This is a genomic window from Paenibacillus sp. FSL R7-0340 (genome assembly GCF_038002205.1).
Classification (GTDB): domain Bacteria; phylum Bacillota; class Bacilli; order Paenibacillales; family Paenibacillaceae; genus Paenibacillus; species Paenibacillus polymyxa_B.
The window spans coordinates 408,176-426,141 of sequence record NZ_JBBOBY010000002.1 but is presented as its reverse complement, the minus strand read 5'-3'; the positions used below and the strand labels follow the sequence as shown (position 1 = coordinate 426,141).

The following is a 17,966-nucleotide window of genomic DNA, read 5'->3' as shown; positions in this document are numbered from 1 at the left end:
TTTTTTACATGCTTCAGGCCTTTAAAAGAAAACATATACCCAGGATTGCAAATACGAGGGTTATAAGAAGTGTGAAGAGACCAGGCAGGCTTTCCATGATTGCAGAGCCTTCTTCGCTCTTGAACTGACGACTGAAATAGGGTTGGAGCATAAGCATAATTATAAAAGATATGAGGCTAACTCCACACAACAACCATACCTCAGGGGAGGATTTGTCAACAAAACGGTCAGCCACATCATTGAAATTGTAGTGGATTGCTACATTCCTAGGCATTCTCGGATACATGAAAAGGTAGATAATGAAAGGCAAAACAGAAATAAGAAAAGACAATACATTAGAAAAATTTAATTTACTTCTCATGGAAATCCCCCTAATATGCTAAATCGATCCGCATTATACAGATATCAGCAGTCTATATTTTTATACCTATGGCTTAGAAAGAGAGAAGTAACAAAACTAATCATCGTCGGTAAACAAGAAGCGAGCACCATATACACATTAACTTCTTGTCCTAATCCTATAGCGATCCCGATTAAGCCAAAGGCTATCCAAATATAAGCAGAGATACGATGCGTCTTCTTCCATGCCATTTCATTCGAAAGTAGCCAAGGGAACTTCAAACCAATTAGACGGTTAGGTGTTAATTTAGGGAATGTGACACCTACTGTTAAGTGCGATATCGCTGAAACCAGTAAAACTATATTTAAGGGACTGAAGTAAATAGCATTTGAATACAGTAACATTAAAAAAAGAAAAATAAAATTTAGAACAACAAACACACTGGAACATAATTTACGATATGGAACCAAATTTTTTTCAGAAAATTGTTCTCTATGTTTCGAGAATTTTGGGTACAAGACAACAATAAGAAAAGAGATAATCATCGCTCCTGATGACACAATAAAAAAGCTAGAGGGAGCTTTAGAGGGTTCATTGAAGGCAATACAATAAATGAATTTATGAAATGCAATATAATAAATAAAATAGAAATCTGAATCCACGGCTTTTTAAATTCTTTTTTTAAATCATAGTTATTCTCCACTCAAAACAACCTCACTTCGAACTGATTTTCAGTTGATTTTAGAAGTAGATGCAATAAGATTCTTTACTTAGATTTATAACACTTTAATGGTAAAAAATTAATATATTTGCATAAAATATATATCATTGTCTGAGCATAATACATATTTTTCAAAAAAATAAGAGATCAAAGTCACATTCAATATATTTTTAAAAAAAATATCTTTTCTTCTATTTCGAAAAGAACTTATTATCTATCTACTCTATTTCGATTATTAAAATAAACATCACAAAAACAAAAAAGCCGATCCCTCAGGACCGACTTCCAACTATGTTCTCTTATAACCTTACCTTCGCACGCGAGTTATTTCGAAATATCCAGAAAACCCTCTCCGAACACATCCCGCACGTCATGAATGGTGATAAATGCTGCTGTGTCGATGGCTTTCACTATCTTTTTAAGCGCTGATACCTCTTGTTTACTAATGACGATATACAGCACTTCTTTTGGATTTTTAGTGTAATATCCGTGGCCTGACAGGACGGTAACTCCACGATCCATTTTCGTGATGACCATCTCAGCAATTTTATCTTGGTGCTCCGAAATGATCATGACCGCTTTTTTAGGGTTTAGTCCTTCGATCATGAAGTCCATCACCTTCGTACCAACGTACAATATAACGATAGTTAGCATCAATTTTTCTGGACCAATAATAAAATAGGAAGAGAACGCGACAATCAAATCAAAAAACAGCAGGCCATAGCTGATATTCCAATCCAGATATTTGTTGGCAATTCGGGCTAAAATGACCGTTCCCGCCGTAGTGCCACCTACACGTACAATTAAGCCAATGCCGACCCCCACCAAAACTCCGGCAAATACAGCATTAATCGTCGGCTCATGCGAATCAATCCGCCAGTTGACCGTTAAATGTAGAAACAGCGAGTTAAAAGCGACCGCAATTATAGTGTACAGGGTCGTTCTCTTGTCCAAAAATTTATATCCGACAATCAACAGCAAGCCATTGATCACCAGATTGACGATCGAGGGAGACCACTGAAACAGGTAGTACAAAATGATCGTAACCCCTGTAACGCCCCCCTCACCAAACTCATTCGGGATCACAAACAGATTAACAGCTAGCGCGAAAAAAAACGCACCCAGAATAATAAATGCGATATCTGCAATACTTTTTTTCATATATGCTCTAATCCTTTCTCTAACATTTCAAAGGATGAATCGCCAGATGGATTGGCTGACTCTTGTTGCCAAAATACGCTGACAACCAGTTCATGGTATCTACTACCAAACATAAAGTCAATACAACTTTGACACTTTAATTCGCCACCAGACTGCCTCAATCCTGACTTGGATTCCGCAAAATTCTCCTTTTACAAGGTTATTCGACAAAATAACACAATCCCGACTACTAAACTAAGAAAACGGGCCTCTAGCCCTTGTTTTAGACCTAGGCACATTTTCCTCTAAAACGACCATCCTCCTAATCAACATTTTGGACACATATGACCATCTTCCTGTTTTATGTCAAAAGCGTTTTACTTTGAAAAAATGTGGGTATAATGATTGAAACATTACCAAGCAACCTACATAGCATCACGACATCAAGTACATACAAATAGTCCTATACAGACGTCCTAAGCAACTCAATCTGAATTTGACAATATGGAATTGGAGGAATGACCTACATGAATACAATGAACTTAACCGTCCACACCCTGATGCCCTTTCACCACCAATACCAACGTGCCAACGCGGTGAGTATGCAGAAGAAAGAAGATAGCTCGGAGAAGAAGCTCAGCTTTCAGGACATTTTGAATGAAAAAATGGGTAAAAAATAAGGCGCCGTTTATCCGGTTGCAAGATCCCGCTTTACATAAGCTAAAAAGCCGTAGTTTCCTACATCGACTGTAGAGAACCACGGCTTTTTTTAGTTCATTTGTTCCTAAACTCACACGTTCGTTTTACTGACCGCCATCCCGATACTGCTCTGCCTTCTCACGCATCCCGGCAGCTACTGCTTCTTGAGTGTTCAGCCCCTTATCCGCTGCATAAGCGCGAATGTCCTGCGTGATGCGCATACTACAAAATTTGGGACCACACATCGAGCAAAAATGTGCTTCCTTGGCGCCCTCTGCCGGTAGCGTTTCATCATGGTAGGACAAGGCCCGCTCGGGATCAAGCGACAGATTGAACTGGTCCCGCCAGCGGAACTCAAAGCGTGCCTTGGACAAAGCATCATCCCGCTGCTGTGCCCGTGGATGACCCTTCGCCAGATCGGCAGCATGTGCCGCAATTTTGTAGGTAATGACACCCTCGCGGACATCATCCTTATTCGGCAGACCCAAATGCTCTTTAGGCGTAACATAGCACAGCATGGACGTCCCGAACCAACCGATCATCGCCGCCCCGATGGCTGAGGTAATATGATCATATCCGGGGGCAATATCCGTCGTGAGCGGCCCCAAGGTATAGAAAGGAGCTTCCTTACAAATCTCCATTTGTAAATCCACATTCTCTTTGATTTTATGCATAGGGACATGTCCTGGCCCTTCAATCATGACCTGAACATCATGCTTCCAGGCGATTTGCGTTAGCTCGCCCAACGTTTCCAGCTCTGCAAACTGTGCTTCATCATTCGCATCATAGATGCTACCCGGACGTAGACCATCCCCGAGAGAAAAGGCCACATCATAGGCTTTCATAATTTCGCAGATTTCTTCAAAATGCGTATACAAAAAATTCTCCTGATGGTGCGCAAGGCACCAGGCTGCCATGATCGACCCACCACGGGATACAATTCCCGTCATTCTATTCGCCGTCATCGGTATATACCTCAGCAATACACCCGCATGAATTGTAAAATAGTCCACTCCCTGCTCCGCCTGCTCAATCAGCGTATCGCGATACAGCTCCCACGTCAGCGCTTCTGCTTCGCCGTTCACCTTTTCAAGTGCCTGATACAGCGGTACAGTCCCAATCGGTACAGGAGAATTCCGAATGATCCATTCACGTGTTGTATGGATATTACGGCCTGTGGACAGGTCCATAACTGTATCCGAGCCCCAACGCACAGCCCAGGTCATTTTCTCCACTTCCTCCTCGATGGAGGAGGTAACCGCAGAATTACCAATGTTCGCATTGATCTTCACGTGAAAATGACGCCCAATGACCATTGGCTCACTTTCCGGGTGATTGATATTCGAAGGCAAAATGGCTCGTCCAGCCGCCAACTCCTGCCGTACAAACTCAGGCTCCACCCCTTCGCGGATCGCCGCAAATTCCATTTCGGGCGTAATGATCCCTTGCCGCGCATAATGCATTTGCGTCACTGTACGACCTTGCGAAGCACGAAGCGGACGGTTGGTCACGCCGGGAAATTCAACTGTCTCCCGTTTGGAGCCAGGTTTCAGTCCATTATCCTCCGGTTTGACGGCGCGTCCCTCGTAAGCCTCCACATCGCCCCGTTCCAGGGCCCAAGCCCGCCGTAATGGAGGCAGGCCCTGACGGATATCGACCTGATAGGCTTCGTCGGTCATGGGACCGCTCGTATCGTACACACGCAATGGCTCATGATGCTCCGTGCCCTGCGGCGTATGTGTAGGATGAAGAGCAATTTCGCGCTCTGGCACGGCAATGTCCGGCCGTGAGCCTTGAATATATACCTTACGGCTCCCTGGAAAGGGCGTTACCCCTCTGGCTTGCTCCCCGTTTGTCTTCTCTACCTCAACTTCTTTTGTTCCTACCAATCTTACTTCTGTTGATTTCAATTCTGTTCCTTTTGTTCCTTCTACTTCTGTCTGCTTCATTGTCCATTCCTCCCGTTTCGATGAAATGACACACCGATCCGGAACCATTCCCAGGGTGGCGCTGATCTATGCAAAAAAGCCGGTTCCCCAGGGAACCGGCTAATCTAACGAGGCAGCTATCCAGACAGTACGCATGTGGAATAATCCTATTCCAATGCGTCACCGTAGACAGCAGCCGCGTATACATTTCAATGGCCGATTACTTCCCTACGCTGGTATGATCCAGATCAGGTGCAAAGGGTCCGGAATCTTGCACGATTCCATCTCAGCCCGGCATTACAGGCTCCCCCAGTAACTGTGATACTTCTATTCACATGAGGCGGCTATAACAGATATCCCGCCATCCTTACCAGACTACTTTAAATTTATGGCTTTGGCAACCCTTCTAGGTTCCCTTTACCAAGGAGACGCTCCCCATCAAATCACTCTGCTTGCTTCAACTGTGTTCATTCTTGTTACGGAAGCATAAGCCCCATTTCCTTCGCCGCTTCAATCAAAATCGGAGCAAAGTCATGTAGCGTCTCGGGTGCAAGCCGACTGACCGGACCGGATACAGACAAAGCCGCAGTGACCTGTCCCTTCCGGTTTACAATTGGGGCAGCCACAGCAGCAGCCCCTGGCTCCCGTTCTTCATAGCTGGTCGCATAGCCCTTCTCGCGAATGTCCTGTAGCTGGGCTTTATAGACCTCCGGGTCTACTGAGGACGGCCATTCATCCCCGCTTAGCAGGGCTTCCAGCTCCTGCGGCGGCATAAAGGCTGCCAGCACTTTGCTGGAGGCCCCTACAGCCAGCGGCATACGCGCACCTACAGGCGCAACCCTGCGGATCGCCTGATTGCTCTGCACGGCTTGTATGCGAATACGCATGCTGCCGTCCCGTAAGTACAAGCTGACCGTCTCGCCCAGACGATCACGTAGTCCTTCCATTGCAGGCTGTAACAACACCGCCGGCTCGTCGCTTTGGGACAAGTGCGTGGATAGCTCCCAAATGCGGAAGCCAAGTCGATATTTTTCCGTTTCGGCATTCCGAACGACAAAGCCCCGATCCTCCAACGTAGTCAGCAGCCGATGAACCGTGCTTTTATGTAGACCAATTTTGGAGGCAATCTCCGTCAGGCCAAGATCCGAATCTGCGGTAAAACACAGCAGTATATCAAGTGCACGCTCTACAGCGCGAACGGTTAATTTACGGTCTTCCATCGTGAACCGCTCCTCTTGTATCCATATTCGTTTCACACTATGAAACATGGTTACATAAATTATATAGAATAGTCGCGGCTACTGTAAACCGATGTTTTTGTGACAACCATATTACAGAACGAGAACAAACATCGACAATTCTTTGCATCATTTTTACTTTTCCGGTTCAGGCGTTGACTTTGGATAATCCCCATCATACGATAATAGGTATCTATACGGATCTACACTACTATTTTCAAGTGGAATTATACCTAAATTCTATGAAACGAAGATCAATTTTATATAAGGAGGCTCTTGCATGATTTCGACATCCCAGCGCAACGCTCAGCTACAGACCGCTGTTCAGGAGCCGTCCACCCCACTCTTTAATCCCCGTCTGCTGCGGTTCAAGCACGTTGTGATTGCTCTGCTGCTGTCGGTCGTCTTTTTTCTGTTGTTTTGTTTTATTGCCTTGCATGCTTACATCGCATGGGTACTTACGAATCCCACCGTTGCACCACTGTACTCTAATCCGATGCAGGCCAAAAGCATGCCTTATGAGGAAGTCAGCTTCCCTGCCAAGGATGGTAGCCGCATGGTACAAGGCTGGTATATCCCGGCGGATCAATCGCGGAAAACGATTATTTTCAGTCATGGCTATGGGGCTAACCGCGAAGAAAGCTGGATTCCCATGTATGATCTGGCGCATTATGCCCACAGTTTGAACTTTAATGTGGTCATGTTCGATTATGGATTCGCGTCACAAAACAGCAAAGCAGTCGCAACCGGAGGCAAAGCAGAATCCCAACAGCTCCTCGGAGCAATTCAGCTTGCGAAGCAACGCGGCTCGTCGGAGATTATCGTATGGGGCTTCTCCATGGGGGCAGGAACCGCTCTTCAGGCGGGCTTGCAAACCAAGGATGTGGACGCAATGATTTTGGACAGCACCTTCCTGCTGGAGCCAGATACGCTGTACCATAACATTCACAATCAAATTAATCTGCCAAGACATCCGTCTTTGGAAATTCTGGAGTTGCTGTTTCCAGTCTTGAACGGAACCAGCTTGCATCAAATTCCATATCAGGAAGTTAAAAAGGAAAACTATCCGTTCCCGATCATGTTTGTGCATGGTACACAGGATGAAAAAGCTCCTTATCCTATTGCGGAAAAGCTCGCTGCCAATCAAACCAACCCGCTTTCCAGTGTATGGATTGTTAAAAACGGGATACATGAGCTTATTTTCAGAGAGCACCCTCGTGAATATTTGCGACGGGTATCGACGTTTCTAAGCAGTGTACAGGAGCTGGAGGACAAGAAAACCATCGCTGATGCCCACAAACAAACGACTACGAAGTAAATTTTTCGAAGAACTGTATTCTATTCTTCGCCTGGAAGAAGCCTGCCTATGGACACTTAACCCGTGCCGTAGCTGGGCTTCTTTTTCGTTTTCCATGGGTATTCATTGTTTTACGTAACAGATGTGACCGGATTAAGGGAGTTCATAGACATATTCCTGATGAGACAGCGAATATACTGGGTACGTATGCATCCAGGGCAGATCTGCCAGATCCGCCGGATAGCCATAGTAGGATACGGGAGGTAAAAAAACGATGCTGAGTACTTATGGGTCTTTCCTGCCCTTACGTGTGCTGGAGGAAATTCGGCATTGGAAGCAGCAGGAAAGTTGGCATGTGGAAGTGATTAAATCCGCTACCGAGGGATTGGAGCCAACTTATGTACGGTTGCTGGATGATTGGCGGACTGTATTCGAACAGACGGAACGTACCGCCATAGAGTTGCTAGAAGAGCAACGGAGCGTACTCGATCCGGCAGATCAGGCGTGGCATCAGGAATGGAAACAGATGTCGGCTGCTCCACAAGCACATACACACGAATTCACTGAACATTCAAAACAGTCAAGGGGATTAGACGTATCATCATCTGTAAAGATGCCATTGTCAGAGTCAGCCTTAAACTCTCAGCCTGACTCACAAGAATTAAATCGTCGACTGGACGATTTGCTGCAAACCGCAAACCGTCAGTCACAGGAGTATGTACGACAGCTCGGTCTGCTGAGCGAGCACAGTCATGCATTGCGTCAGCAGCCAAAATCCGCCGGAGTTGTATTACACGCGGCACATGAAAGCCAATATTTCCTAATCTCGACAACCCCCTTTCAAGAACCAGGCTCCATCGCAAGGGCTGCTAGGTTGTATCATGTAGCGGCAGAGGGTGAGAATTACCCAGAGGAAGCGTTTCGAGAACGGCAGGCAGGCATAAGGGGAGAAGGCGCATGGACGACTAAAAGCGTCAAGTCCAGCCAGGCACAACCTTCGGCAACGGAAAAAACCTCAATCGGCCGCTCGGTTCCTATTGGGGGACATCGGCTACCGCCGCTCCCTTACCCCTATAATGCGCTTGAACCGTATATTGATGAGAAAACGATGCGTATTCACCATGATAAGCATCATTTGAGCTATGTGAATGACCTGAATAAAGCGGAAAAGAAGCTCGAAGAAGCCCGAAAAACAGGTGACTTTGACCTCGTAAAACATTGGGAACGCGAACTGGCATTCAACGGCGCAGGCCATTATCTGCATACTCTTTTTTGGACGATCATGAGTCCTAAAGGTGGCGGAAACCCAAGCGGACCGCTGGCTGAACAGATTAAAAAGGATTTTGGCAGCTACGATGCATTCAAAAAGCAATTCAGTTCGGCAGCCGAAAAGGTCGAGGGTGGCGGCTGGGCTATCCTGGTATGGAGTCCACGCGCGGGACGGCTTGAAATTTTGCAGGCCGAAAAGCACCAAAATCTGACTCAATGGGAGTCCATTCCGCTGCTGGCGATAGATGTATGGGAACATGCATATTACTTAAAGCATCAAAATGAGCGTAACAAATACATTGAGGATTGGTGGCATGTCGTTAACTGGCCTGAAGTGGAAGCGCGCTACGATCAAGCCTCCAAACTGAGATGGCAACCCTTCTAAGCTTCTAAGCTAAAGAAAAACTACACCTGCAAATCGTATCGCTCTCTGAGCGCTGCCATTTGTTCGGTCAATCCTTCCGGTTGTACCACCCAGCCATCGGCAGGTAAAATGGCTGTCCGGCTCTCAACGACACGGCGCAGAGATGCCGTGTACGCCTCAACAGATGGCACTCCAGCCAGCTCTGCCAGGCTACCCATCGTTGCTGGATTCACCCGGGGGTAATCCTGCTGCTGCACGCCTGCCGATGTGTCCCCGGCTGCCTCTGTATAGAAATGCTGCACCGCCTGTGCACGCTCTGCACCGCTGCCCTCAATCATCACGAAGGCTGTGATGATATACGCCTTGGCTTGGCGCCGCTGTGCAATGCCGCAAAACTTGCGGCCCCGGACGCTGACATCGTAATCCCCGGGACAGAAGGACCCGAGGATTTCTCCGGTCTGCGCCTCGCCAGACCACGGAACCAGCGCATCGGCAATTAGCGCTGCCATGAGCCGAAAATCCTCATGCAGGCTGATGGCCCGCTGTGGATTCGGCAGGATTAAGGACAGGTTCAGTACCCCTCTGTCCAGCATGACGGCTGCTCCACCCGAGGGGCGTACGCATACCGAGGTTCCCGCGTTGCGCACTCGTTCCATCGCCTGTGGGGCGTAGGGAAGCCTGCGGTCCCGGTGACCGATCACAAGCGCTGACGGATGCCGCCATAGATGCAAAATGGGTGTAGCTCCTTTCCCTACTTGCCGACAAGCCAGCTCCTCCCAAGCCAGCGGAGACAAAACATTCTCCTGAGTGGCCGCGAGTGGCGTTTCAAACCACTGTAACTCAGGCAAAGCTGTTGTTTTTTCCATTGATCTATGTACATTCTCCATACGTTATCCCCTATCTATAAAAATAACTGTTATCCATAGGCAAATCGTAATTTTAAGGCAGCTATCCCGTCGTCTCTATTTCTGATGTTAACAAAAAAAGGTGGCTACGCCTATGCGTAAACCACCCTTTTTTTGTTCATCACATAAACGTCTTGCGATGTTCGATCAATCCTTGAGCAGCGACAAAAACTCTGCGCGCTGCGCTGCATCATCACGAAACGTACCGCGTACCGCAGACGTTACCGTTTTGCTACCAGGCTTTTTGACACCTCTTGCACACATGCACAGGTGCTCACCTTCCACGACCACCATAACCCCGTGAGCGGAGACCGCTTCATTTAAAATATCAGCGATCTGTGATGTAATACGCTCCTGTACCTGCAATCGGCGGGTTACTGCCTCTACCAGGCGTGCAAGCTTGCTCAGTCCTACAATTTTGCCGCTGGGTACATAGCCGATATGCACTTTTCCGAAGAAAGGAGCCATATGGTGCTCACACTGGCTGTAATAGACGATGTCCTTCACGATCACAAGCTCCTCGTGATTCTCGTCAAATGTCACACCCAACGCATCCCGGGGATCAACCTCATAACCCGCAAATATTTCCTCATACATGCGCGCAACGCGTGCCGGTGTTTCCAACAACCCTTCACGCTTGGGGTCCTCACCGATCAGTTGTAAAATCTGCTCCACATGGTACTCGATTTTATCCCGGTTATCCGCAGCTTTGCGGTTAATATAATCTTTTACGCCAGCCACAGTAATCCTCCTCTATGCAGCAACCTCATGCGGCATCCGTGCTCACGTTGCTCATTATTTCCGACGGCCCTGATTTTTACGCGGACCAGGCTGATTTTTGGAGAACTGTTGGTTCTTCATCATCTGCTGGGCTTTTTGCATTTGTTTCCCATTCAGGTTGTAACCCATCTGTTTGGCCATTTTTTGCAGCGTTTCAGGGTCGTTTTGCATCTTTTCAAGCTGTTTACGAAGATAATAAGCACCGATGAAAAATCCCCCAACCAAACCAGCAATCAGGGTAATAATCGGAATGACAATATTCCACACCACGAAGTCGTCACCTCTGTATATTTATATGAAACATCTTGAATTGCACGAACCTATCATAGCAAAACATGGGACAGCTAGCAAATCACTTTTTGCAAACATATGTCCTTATTGTTTCTCCAAATCCAGCAGCTTCGTCTTGACTGGTAAGCCTCCAGCATAACCGACCAAACTTCCGTTTGCACCCGATACCCGGTGACATGGAAACAGAATGGGTAACGGATTTTTGTTATTGGCTCCACCCACAGCACGTACCGCCTTGGCTCGTCCGATCGATTCTGCAATATCTTTGTAGGACACACTTTGTCCGTACGGAATATTTTGTAATGCACGCCATACCTGCTCTTGAAAAGGAGTGCCCCTCAAATCATAGGCTATACTGAATTCCCGTCGTTCTCCCGCAAAATATTCACGCAGTTGGTCCGCGGCTTCGCGCAGTTTTTCCGGCTCCTGCACATAGACATATTCCCCAATCCATGTTCGGGCCCATTGCTGAAGCAGTGCTTCCTTTGCATGAAAAACGCCATAGTCTATTCGGCACAGCCCCCGATCCGTAGCGCACAGCGTCAACGTGCCCACAGGTGTCTCCATCTCATCATAATAAATGGTGGTTGGACCCTGTGAATCTCCGGCCGTTACTTCTGATTTTGGTAATTCAGACGCCTTTTGCTGTTCTGCCTGCTCTTGTTCCTCTAGTTTGGAATGCGCTTGCGCGATCATTTCGCGTACTTGCTCATGTTGTTCCTTCTCTGATGCTTGCTTGATCGCTGTCATAGCGTTCTCCCCTCCTATTCGACTCAAAGCCCACGCCGCCGTGCCTCGTAGCTCGGGACGCGGATCATCCAATAAAACCTCCGTTAACTTGGGCACCGCGCTGATATCCTTGAAATTGCCCAGTCCAATGACTGCATTGCGTTGAATGGGCTTCTTCCCCCGCCAAGCCGCCGCACTTTGTCCAAATTGGTCTTTGAATTCACGGTTGCTCAAATCCAATAACGGCAGCAGCAACGGCTTCACAATTTCAGGATCGGGTGTAAGCTCGGGATGGTGATCCCAGTTGAGACCCCGATTTTTGGGGCATACCATTTGGCAGGTATCACATCCGTATAGCCGATTCCCTATCTTCCGCATAAACTCCTCATCCAGAAAGCCCTTCGTTTGCGTCAAAAAGGACACACACCGCTGGGCATTCAGCTGTCCAGGACCCACAAGCGCGCCCGTAGGACAGGCATCCAAACATTTGGTACACTCGCCGCAACCATCCGTTACCGGTTCATCTGGCTGGAAAGGAATGTTCGTCAACAGCTCACCTAGATAAATCCATGATCCCAGCGTCGGTGAAATCATCATCGTATTTTTGCCGCTAAAGCCAATCCCTGCGCGTTCCGCAACGGCTCGATCCGACAATTCTCCGGTATCCACCATGTTTTTCAATATGGCATCAGGTACCCGCTCACTTATAAAAGCCTCAAGCTTTTCCATCGCTTCGCGTAGTACCAGATGATAATCTTTCCCCCAGGCTGAACGTGCCAAAATACCACGGTACTTCCCCTTGTCCGACTTCGGCGGGTCCTTCATTTTGGAAGGGTACGCCACCGCAATAGCAATCAGAGATGCAGGCTGTGAGCCATACAGCTCCGGGTAGATCCGCTTATCAATATCTGGCTCCTCAAAGCCGGATTCATAGCCTTTCGCACGATGCTCTTCCAATATAGCTTTCAGAGACAGAAAGGGGTCGGCGGATGCGAACCCGATGGAGTCGATACCCAGCCCTGGAGCTGCCTCAATAATTTCCTGCTTGAGCGAAGCCCAAGTCGAAGCGGTTCCGGCAGCCGCCTGAGTCAATCCGCGTTGCATCCGATACTCACCTCTCTTCCACTTTTCATCATTACAGATATGAGGATTTGCAAAATTCTCATATCTCAAATTTCAACAGAAAACAGCAGCAGATGCTACCGTAAATTTTTAACAGCACTGGTCGCCAGAAAATCACAGCGATTATTCAGTTCATTGTCACTGTGCCCCTTAACCTTCACATATTCAACCTCATGCTTACCCATCAGTTCCCACAGTTCTTCCCATAGTTCCTTGTTCTCCACTGGCTGATTTTTACTGTTGCGCCAGCCATTACGAAGCCAGTTCTTAATCCAGCCCTGTTTGAAGCAATTGACCACATAGGCAGAGTCACTATGTACTTTCACATGGCAAGGCTCCTTGAGCAGCTTCAGTGCTTCAATCACGGACTTGATCTCCATACGGTTGTTTGTCGTCATTTTCTCGGCACCTGACAGCTCTTTACGATGTTCCCCATACAGCAAAACAATCCCCCAGCCCCCAGGACCCGGATTTCCCGAACAAGCACCGTCGGTATATACCATCACTTCTTTCATCATCCTCTTCCTTTCCTCATCGGTAACCTCCTGCTCCGTCATGGTCCAGATCGGTTCGGACGTGTTCCGCATTAATTTCAGACTTTAGTTGCTCTATAGCCATTTCCACTCAGATATCGGCCAAAATATAAATTCTGCACGTCCCAGTAAATCTTGAGATTTAATGCTGCCAAAATAGCGGCTATCCTTGCTTGCTGCAGTATGGCGATTATCTCCCATGACAAAAAAGTGCTCCTGCTCCACCGTAAAAGGACCATAATCACCATCCTCCACGTCAGAGTTGGTGTAAGGTTCATTTAGCAGTTCACCGTTCACATACAAATGATTATGTTCAACTCGGATTACATCTCCGGGAATACCTATGACTCTTTTCACTAAAAATCTTGGACTCGACAGCTTGGAATCGGGATCTTTTAAAATCACAATGTCCCCCCTGCCCGGATCATGAAAATTATAAACCAGCTTGTTGACGAACAAATGCTGACTTTCCATTAACGTCGGCTGCATCGAATGTCCTCTGACCGTGGACAAGTTAAATACAAACAGGTTCAGAAGCAGCAAGACGACCATGGCAATCAGAAGGGTGACTAACCAATCGCGTATGTAACCAGAGCGACCTGCTGGTTTGGACGTTTCCGGCGAGGGAAGTGGGCCTGACGAAGGAGCCAAAGCGTCCATAATTAAACCTCCTCAACCCTGTTATAAATAGAAAAGCATATCCCGTACCCGATTGCAACGGTTACTCAGATATGCTCTAAATGTAAATATTATACTTAATGTTATTCAATTCTCTTTATTTCGATTCCCGATTAATGAGGCGCCAAAATACTCAGCTTCTGAAAAGCCTGTAAAATCTGGCTTGCTCCATAGCCCATCGCTTCGTACAAAGGCATGGCCGCACTGTTATGCTTGTCCCCTGCTACCCAAATACGGCTAACCTTACGTTGCTGAAAACGCTGCTCCATGGATTCCACAAGCGATTTGCCGATTCCCATCCGACGACGATCCGGATGAATAGCGATACGATAGTAACAACCATCATTCTGATCGATCGTGCCGATCAAAGCACCAACGATCTCACCCTCTTCTTCTGCAACGATGATCAAACCGGAATCCCACGAAAGCTGACGGGCAAACGCACTCACCGTCTCTTTGTAGCACTCCTCTGACAAGGCAATTTGCATGAGTTCCGTTACTGAGTTCACATCACTTAATTGAAAGGAACGAACGTGCATAAGTAATATCTCCCTTTTCGTAAGCATAATAAAAAAATTGAGACAGCACCGTCATTTTTACATAAATCCTTAAATTTCTTATCATGGTGTTAATCACAAGGCATTATGATAAAAATGCATACGATCTGCTATATATGAAATGAAGAACAGGAAAAGGGTGTATGCCCTCAAGTTCGTCATGTCATAGACATGACAGATTATAGCAGACGACAAAAAAGCCGAAATTTCTGCTTCCTTGACCATTAAACCATACTTTTTGATGGAATACATCCCTTTTTCTCATGTAAGCGCTGTATATAAAGCGTTTACATTTTAATGTTCACAATTTACCTCTTATTACCTAGGTATTATGTATTCAAATCGGGTTTTTGGACATGCTAGCTACCAGGCCGTATTGCCCAGTTTGCTATTTTACAAACAAAAATGTTGATTAAATAGGCTGAATGCGGTTTAATATAACTGTCGAGGGTATTATTACATAGGAACACTTACCCAACCATATAACCAGGAGGGATTTTACTATGGCATTTCAATTACCAGAACTTCCTTACGCAAAAGACGCACTGGAACCGCACATTGATGCACTGACAGTAGAAATTCACCATGATCGTCACCATAACACATATGTAACGAACTTAAACGCAGCTCTGGAGAGCGCTCCTGAACTGCAAAGCAAAAGCCTGGAGGATCTGATCTCCAATCTGGACAGCGTTCCTGAAAGCATCCGCACTGCGGTTCGCAACAACGGTGGTGGACACCACAACCACAGCCTGTTCTGGGAAGTTATCGGTCCTAACGGCGGTGGACAACCGACAGGTGCTATTGCTGAAGCAATCAGCAACGAGCTGGGCGGCTACGACAAATTTAAAGAAGACTTCACTAAAGCAGCTACAACACGTTTTGGTAGCGGCTGGGCTTGGTTGGTTGTCGGCAAAGACGGCAAACTGGCGATCACTAGCACTCCAAACCAGGATAGCCCGCTGTCCGAAGGTCTGACTCCGGTACTTGGACTGGACGTTTGGGAGCATGCTTACTACCTGAAATATCAAAACAAACGCCCAGACTACATTGCAGCATTCTACAATGTAATCAACTGGGATGAAGTAAACAAACGTTACGCGGCTGCAAAGAAATAAGCCAGTAACAACATCTCTATCCTATAATAAAGGGCTGTCTCAAAAGTAGATTTTCTACGAATGAGACAGCCCTTTTGGCATACCATGGTAAACTGGTGGAGATGATTCTCGAATACAGCTCTGGAGGTTGATGGATGCAGACTTTTTTTCGTTACAACTGGATGATTCGGGAACAATGGTACCGCTGGTGTGAAGAGGTGTCGCAGGAGGAATTACTGAAACAACGCGTCGGCGGAGTCGGCAGCATTCTAAAGACACTCTTTCATATCGTTGATGTGGAGTGGAGCTGGATTCAAACGATTCAGGGCAAACCCGACTTTCAGGAGGACTTCTCTCTGTATGATACGCTCGACAAAGTCCGTGAGCTGGATGCAAAGTTTCGACTCGATGTCGAGCCGTTCGTGCTCGCCTGGCATGATGGTCTGGAACGGAAAAGGTTTGAAGATCACCTCCCAGACGGCAGGATTGTAATTGATGCCTGGGGCGAGGTGATGCGTCATGTCATCGCCCACCAAATCCACCATATTGGGCAGTTGTCCATATGGTCTCGGGAGCTAGGCAAGCCTCCGGTTTCGGCCAATGTAATCGGCAAAGGGCTGATTGAAAGCGATGGTGGCATCGATTAGCTTTAACGAACATACAAGTATATTCATGTGACTCAGAGCCGTCCTCGGTCTTTTTTAACGACTGAGGACGGCTCTTTTACTTTTTCATCTATACTCTCTTGTCCATTCCACGCATATTCTCTTCTTTTAACCGTTTTCATAAAGCCTGATTGTAACTGATTAAGTTATTCAACTTATCAATACTCTCTTGGTTCAGAGTGTTGACCTCTTGCTCTTGATAGCACCGTAAGCCAATGTAAATAATGCTCCACATAACAGGGCAATAAGATGAGCGATAAGATAATTCATATGACCATGGTTCTCTGACGCTGCAATTGCAAAGCCAGGAAGAGCCGTGGTTCCGAATCCTATGGCTGTCAGCTTGCTTAAATATACATATGCTCCCGCAATCATTCCTCCAAGGCATCCAGCAACCAAGGGGAACTTATACTTTAAAGTGACCCCGAAGATCGCTGGTTCGGAGATTCCAAAAAGTACAGACCCGAATGCAGAGTAACCCATTTCTTTAACCTTGGTGTCTTTGCGATTCAAAAGAATATACCCCAAAACGGCGCCCCCTTGAGCCATCAAAGCTACTGATGCCAATGGGTTGATAAAATTTCTGCCTGTATCGGTTAACAGCTGCGCTTCTACCGCACCCATAACATGATGTAAGCCTGTAATAACAATGATCTGCTGAATGCCTGCAAAAAACATAAAACCGAATATCCCAAGGTTTTGCGTCATCCAAAGCAGCGAAACGGTGACCAGACTGGCTAGCTCTCGCCCAAGAGGGCCGATAATCGTAAACAATAGCAGGGAAGAAATAAAGACCGTCAGCAACGGAGCCAAAAATAGTTTAATCATGTCTGGAACCTTTTTGTTAAAAAACTGATCCAACTTGGCTACCACATATCCCATCATTAGAGCAATAATAATACCGCCCTGAAATCCAACCAACTGTACGGGAAGGCCGAAAAGACTGATCGATTCCGGATTTTGACTCCCTTTAGCTACCTCAAAAGCATCTGCCAGTGCCGGATGAAGCATAATCGCACCCAGCACAAGCCCCAGAATAGGACGACCGCCGTATCTCTTGGTTGCGGAATAAACAACAAGCAGCGGCAGGATTGTAAAAATACCCGTGGAAACGATTTGAACGAAGCGATTGATCCCTTGAAAAATTGGATACATCTCCACAATTGACTTAGGACCGAATAACCCCTTCTGACCTAACAGCCCGGTTATCCCCATTAACAATGCGGCAGCAAGAATTCCCGGCATGATCTCAATGAAGACATCTGACAGCGATTTAATGGCCTTTTGAAAAGGATTTTGCTTTTGTGCGGACTTCGATTTGACATCACTTAATGACATATCTTCTGTTCCGGTCAGTTTGGAGAACACGGCATAGATGTTATTGACCAACCCTGCTCCAAAAATGATCTGCAGTTGGTCCCCCGCTATGAAAACGCCTTTAACCAGATCAATATCTTCAATCTTTTTTAATTCCGCTTTTTCATTGTCCTCAAGTACAATTCTTAATCTTGTGGCACAATGGGCCACACCGATAATGTTCTCTTCACCACCGATATATTTTAAAATTTCTTGAGAAATTTGCTTATACTGCTTTTCTTTTGCTTCCATCTAGT

At 46.6% G+C, this 17,966-nt stretch carries 18 protein-coding genes and 1 riboswitch; of the genes, 5 read left to right on the top strand and 13 right to left on the bottom strand.

Features of this window, described 5'->3' with window-relative positions; genetic code table 11:
• Positions 1-13 precede the first annotated feature (13 nt).
• From MKX59_RS24790 to MKX59_RS24780, 3 genes are all read right to left on the bottom strand, one after another.
• Complete coding sequence (locus tag MKX59_RS24790; RefSeq protein WP_071559305.1) at positions 14-361, bottom strand: DUF1648 domain-containing protein; 348 nt, start codon at positions 359-361, stop codon at positions 14-16.
• A gap of 44 nt (positions 362-405) precedes the next feature.
• Entirely contained in the window at positions 406-591 is a 186-nt protein-coding gene (locus tag MKX59_RS24785) for an SdpI family protein (RefSeq protein WP_233903879.1), read from the bottom strand.
• Positions 592-1,385: 794 nt separating this feature from the next.
• Positions 1,386-2,222, bottom strand: a complete 837-nt coding sequence (locus tag MKX59_RS24780) for a YitT family protein (RefSeq protein ID WP_023987004.1) — start codon at positions 2,220-2,222, stop codon at positions 1,386-1,388.
• Between the two features lie 506 nt (positions 2,223-2,728).
• On the opposite strand from MKX59_RS24780, the gene MKX59_RS24775 reads away from it, so the two are divergent.
• Positions 2,729-2,881 carry a hypothetical protein gene (locus MKX59_RS24775; RefSeq protein ID WP_010348453.1) on the top strand — a complete coding sequence of 51 codons (153 nt, stop codon included), beginning with the start codon at positions 2,729-2,731 and terminating at the stop codon, positions 2,879-2,881.
• A 123-nt stretch (positions 2,882-3,004) separates the two neighbouring features.
• On the opposite strand, the gene thiC is transcribed toward MKX59_RS24775, so the two are convergent.
• A complete protein-coding gene (thiC, locus tag MKX59_RS24770) occupies positions 3,005-4,849 on the bottom strand; it encodes a phosphomethylpyrimidine synthase ThiC (protein WP_071559307.1) in 1,845 nt (614 codons plus the stop codon).
• Between the two features lie 187 nt (positions 4,850-5,036).
• Positions 5,037-5,149: riboswitch (TPP riboswitch) on the bottom strand.
• A gap of 155 nt (positions 5,150-5,304) precedes the next feature.
• On the bottom strand, positions 5,305-6,048 hold the full coding sequence (locus MKX59_RS24765) for an IclR family transcriptional regulator (protein WP_023987002.1): 744 nt from the start codon (positions 6,046-6,048) through the stop codon (positions 5,305-5,307).
• A 298-nt stretch (positions 6,049-6,346) separates the two neighbouring features.
• Here MKX59_RS24765 and MKX59_RS24760 point away from each other — a divergent pair, with 298 nt between their 5' ends.
• Together MKX59_RS24760 and MKX59_RS24755 are read left to right on the top strand one after the other, a co-directional pair.
• Positions 6,347-7,384 carry an alpha/beta hydrolase gene (locus tag MKX59_RS24760; protein WP_023987001.1) on the top strand — a complete coding sequence of 346 codons (1,038 nt, stop codon included), beginning with the start codon at positions 6,347-6,349 and terminating at the stop codon, positions 7,382-7,384.
• Between the two features lie 253 nt (positions 7,385-7,637).
• Positions 7,638-9,017 carry a Fe-Mn family superoxide dismutase gene (locus MKX59_RS24755; protein ID WP_071559308.1) on the top strand — a complete coding sequence of 460 codons (1,380 nt, stop codon included), beginning with the start codon at positions 7,638-7,640 and terminating at the stop codon, positions 9,015-9,017.
• A gap of 20 nt (positions 9,018-9,037) precedes the next feature.
• On the opposite strand, the gene MKX59_RS24750 is transcribed toward MKX59_RS24755, so the two are convergent.
• The 7 genes from MKX59_RS24750 to MKX59_RS24720 form a co-directional block, all read right to left on the bottom strand.
• Entirely contained in the window at positions 9,038-9,883 is an 846-nt protein-coding gene (locus MKX59_RS24750; RefSeq protein ID WP_028541009.1) for a lipoate--protein ligase family protein, read from the bottom strand.
• A 165-nt stretch (positions 9,884-10,048) separates the two neighbouring features.
• Positions 10,049-10,642: a GTP cyclohydrolase I FolE gene (folE, locus tag MKX59_RS24745; RefSeq protein WP_013308743.1), complete on the bottom strand. Its 594-nt coding sequence runs from the start codon at positions 10,640-10,642 to the stop codon at positions 10,049-10,051.
• Positions 10,643-10,696: 54 nt separating this feature from the next.
• Entirely contained in the window at positions 10,697-10,951 is a 255-nt protein-coding gene (locus MKX59_RS24740) for a YneF family protein (protein WP_013308742.1), read from the bottom strand.
• A 105-nt stretch (positions 10,952-11,056) separates the two neighbouring features.
• Positions 11,057-12,805 carry a tRNA epoxyqueuosine(34) reductase QueG gene (queG, locus tag MKX59_RS24735; protein ID WP_068939420.1) on the bottom strand — a complete coding sequence of 583 codons (1,749 nt, stop codon included), beginning with the start codon at positions 12,803-12,805 and terminating at the stop codon, positions 11,057-11,059.
• Positions 12,806-12,900: 95 nt separating this feature from the next.
• On the bottom strand, positions 12,901-13,338 hold the full coding sequence (gene rnhA, locus MKX59_RS24730; RefSeq protein ID WP_023986996.1) for a ribonuclease HI: 438 nt from the start codon (positions 13,336-13,338) through the stop codon (positions 12,901-12,903).
• A gap of 93 nt (positions 13,339-13,431) precedes the next feature.
• Positions 13,432-14,016, bottom strand: coding sequence for a signal peptidase I (lepB, locus tag MKX59_RS24725; RefSeq protein ID WP_068939422.1), 585 nt, complete (start codon positions 14,014-14,016; stop codon positions 13,432-13,434).
• A 131-nt stretch (positions 14,017-14,147) separates the two neighbouring features.
• The gene (locus MKX59_RS24720; protein WP_023986994.1) at positions 14,148-14,573 is read right to left on the bottom strand and encodes a GNAT family N-acetyltransferase; all 426 of its coding nucleotides are present in this window, start codon (positions 14,571-14,573) and stop codon (positions 14,148-14,150) included.
• Between the two features lie 521 nt (positions 14,574-15,094).
• On the opposite strand from MKX59_RS24720, the gene MKX59_RS24715 reads away from it, so the two are divergent.
• Both MKX59_RS24715 and MKX59_RS24710 read left to right on the top strand, forming a co-directional pair.
• Complete coding sequence (locus MKX59_RS24715) at positions 15,095-15,709, top strand: superoxide dismutase (protein ID WP_023986992.1); 615 nt, start codon at positions 15,095-15,097, stop codon at positions 15,707-15,709.
• 134 nt (positions 15,710-15,843) lie between these two features.
• Positions 15,844-16,335, top strand: a complete 492-nt coding sequence (locus MKX59_RS24710; protein WP_028541012.1) for a DinB family protein — start codon at positions 15,844-15,846, stop codon at positions 16,333-16,335.
• A 192-nt stretch (positions 16,336-16,527) separates the two neighbouring features.
• Here MKX59_RS24710 and MKX59_RS24705 read toward each other — a convergent pair whose 3' ends face one another.
• Positions 16,528-17,961 carry a PTS transporter subunit EIIC gene (locus MKX59_RS24705; protein WP_340859211.1) on the bottom strand — a complete coding sequence of 478 codons (1,434 nt, stop codon included), beginning with the start codon at positions 17,959-17,961 and terminating at the stop codon, positions 16,528-16,530.
• Positions 17,962-17,966 lie beyond the last annotated feature (5 nt).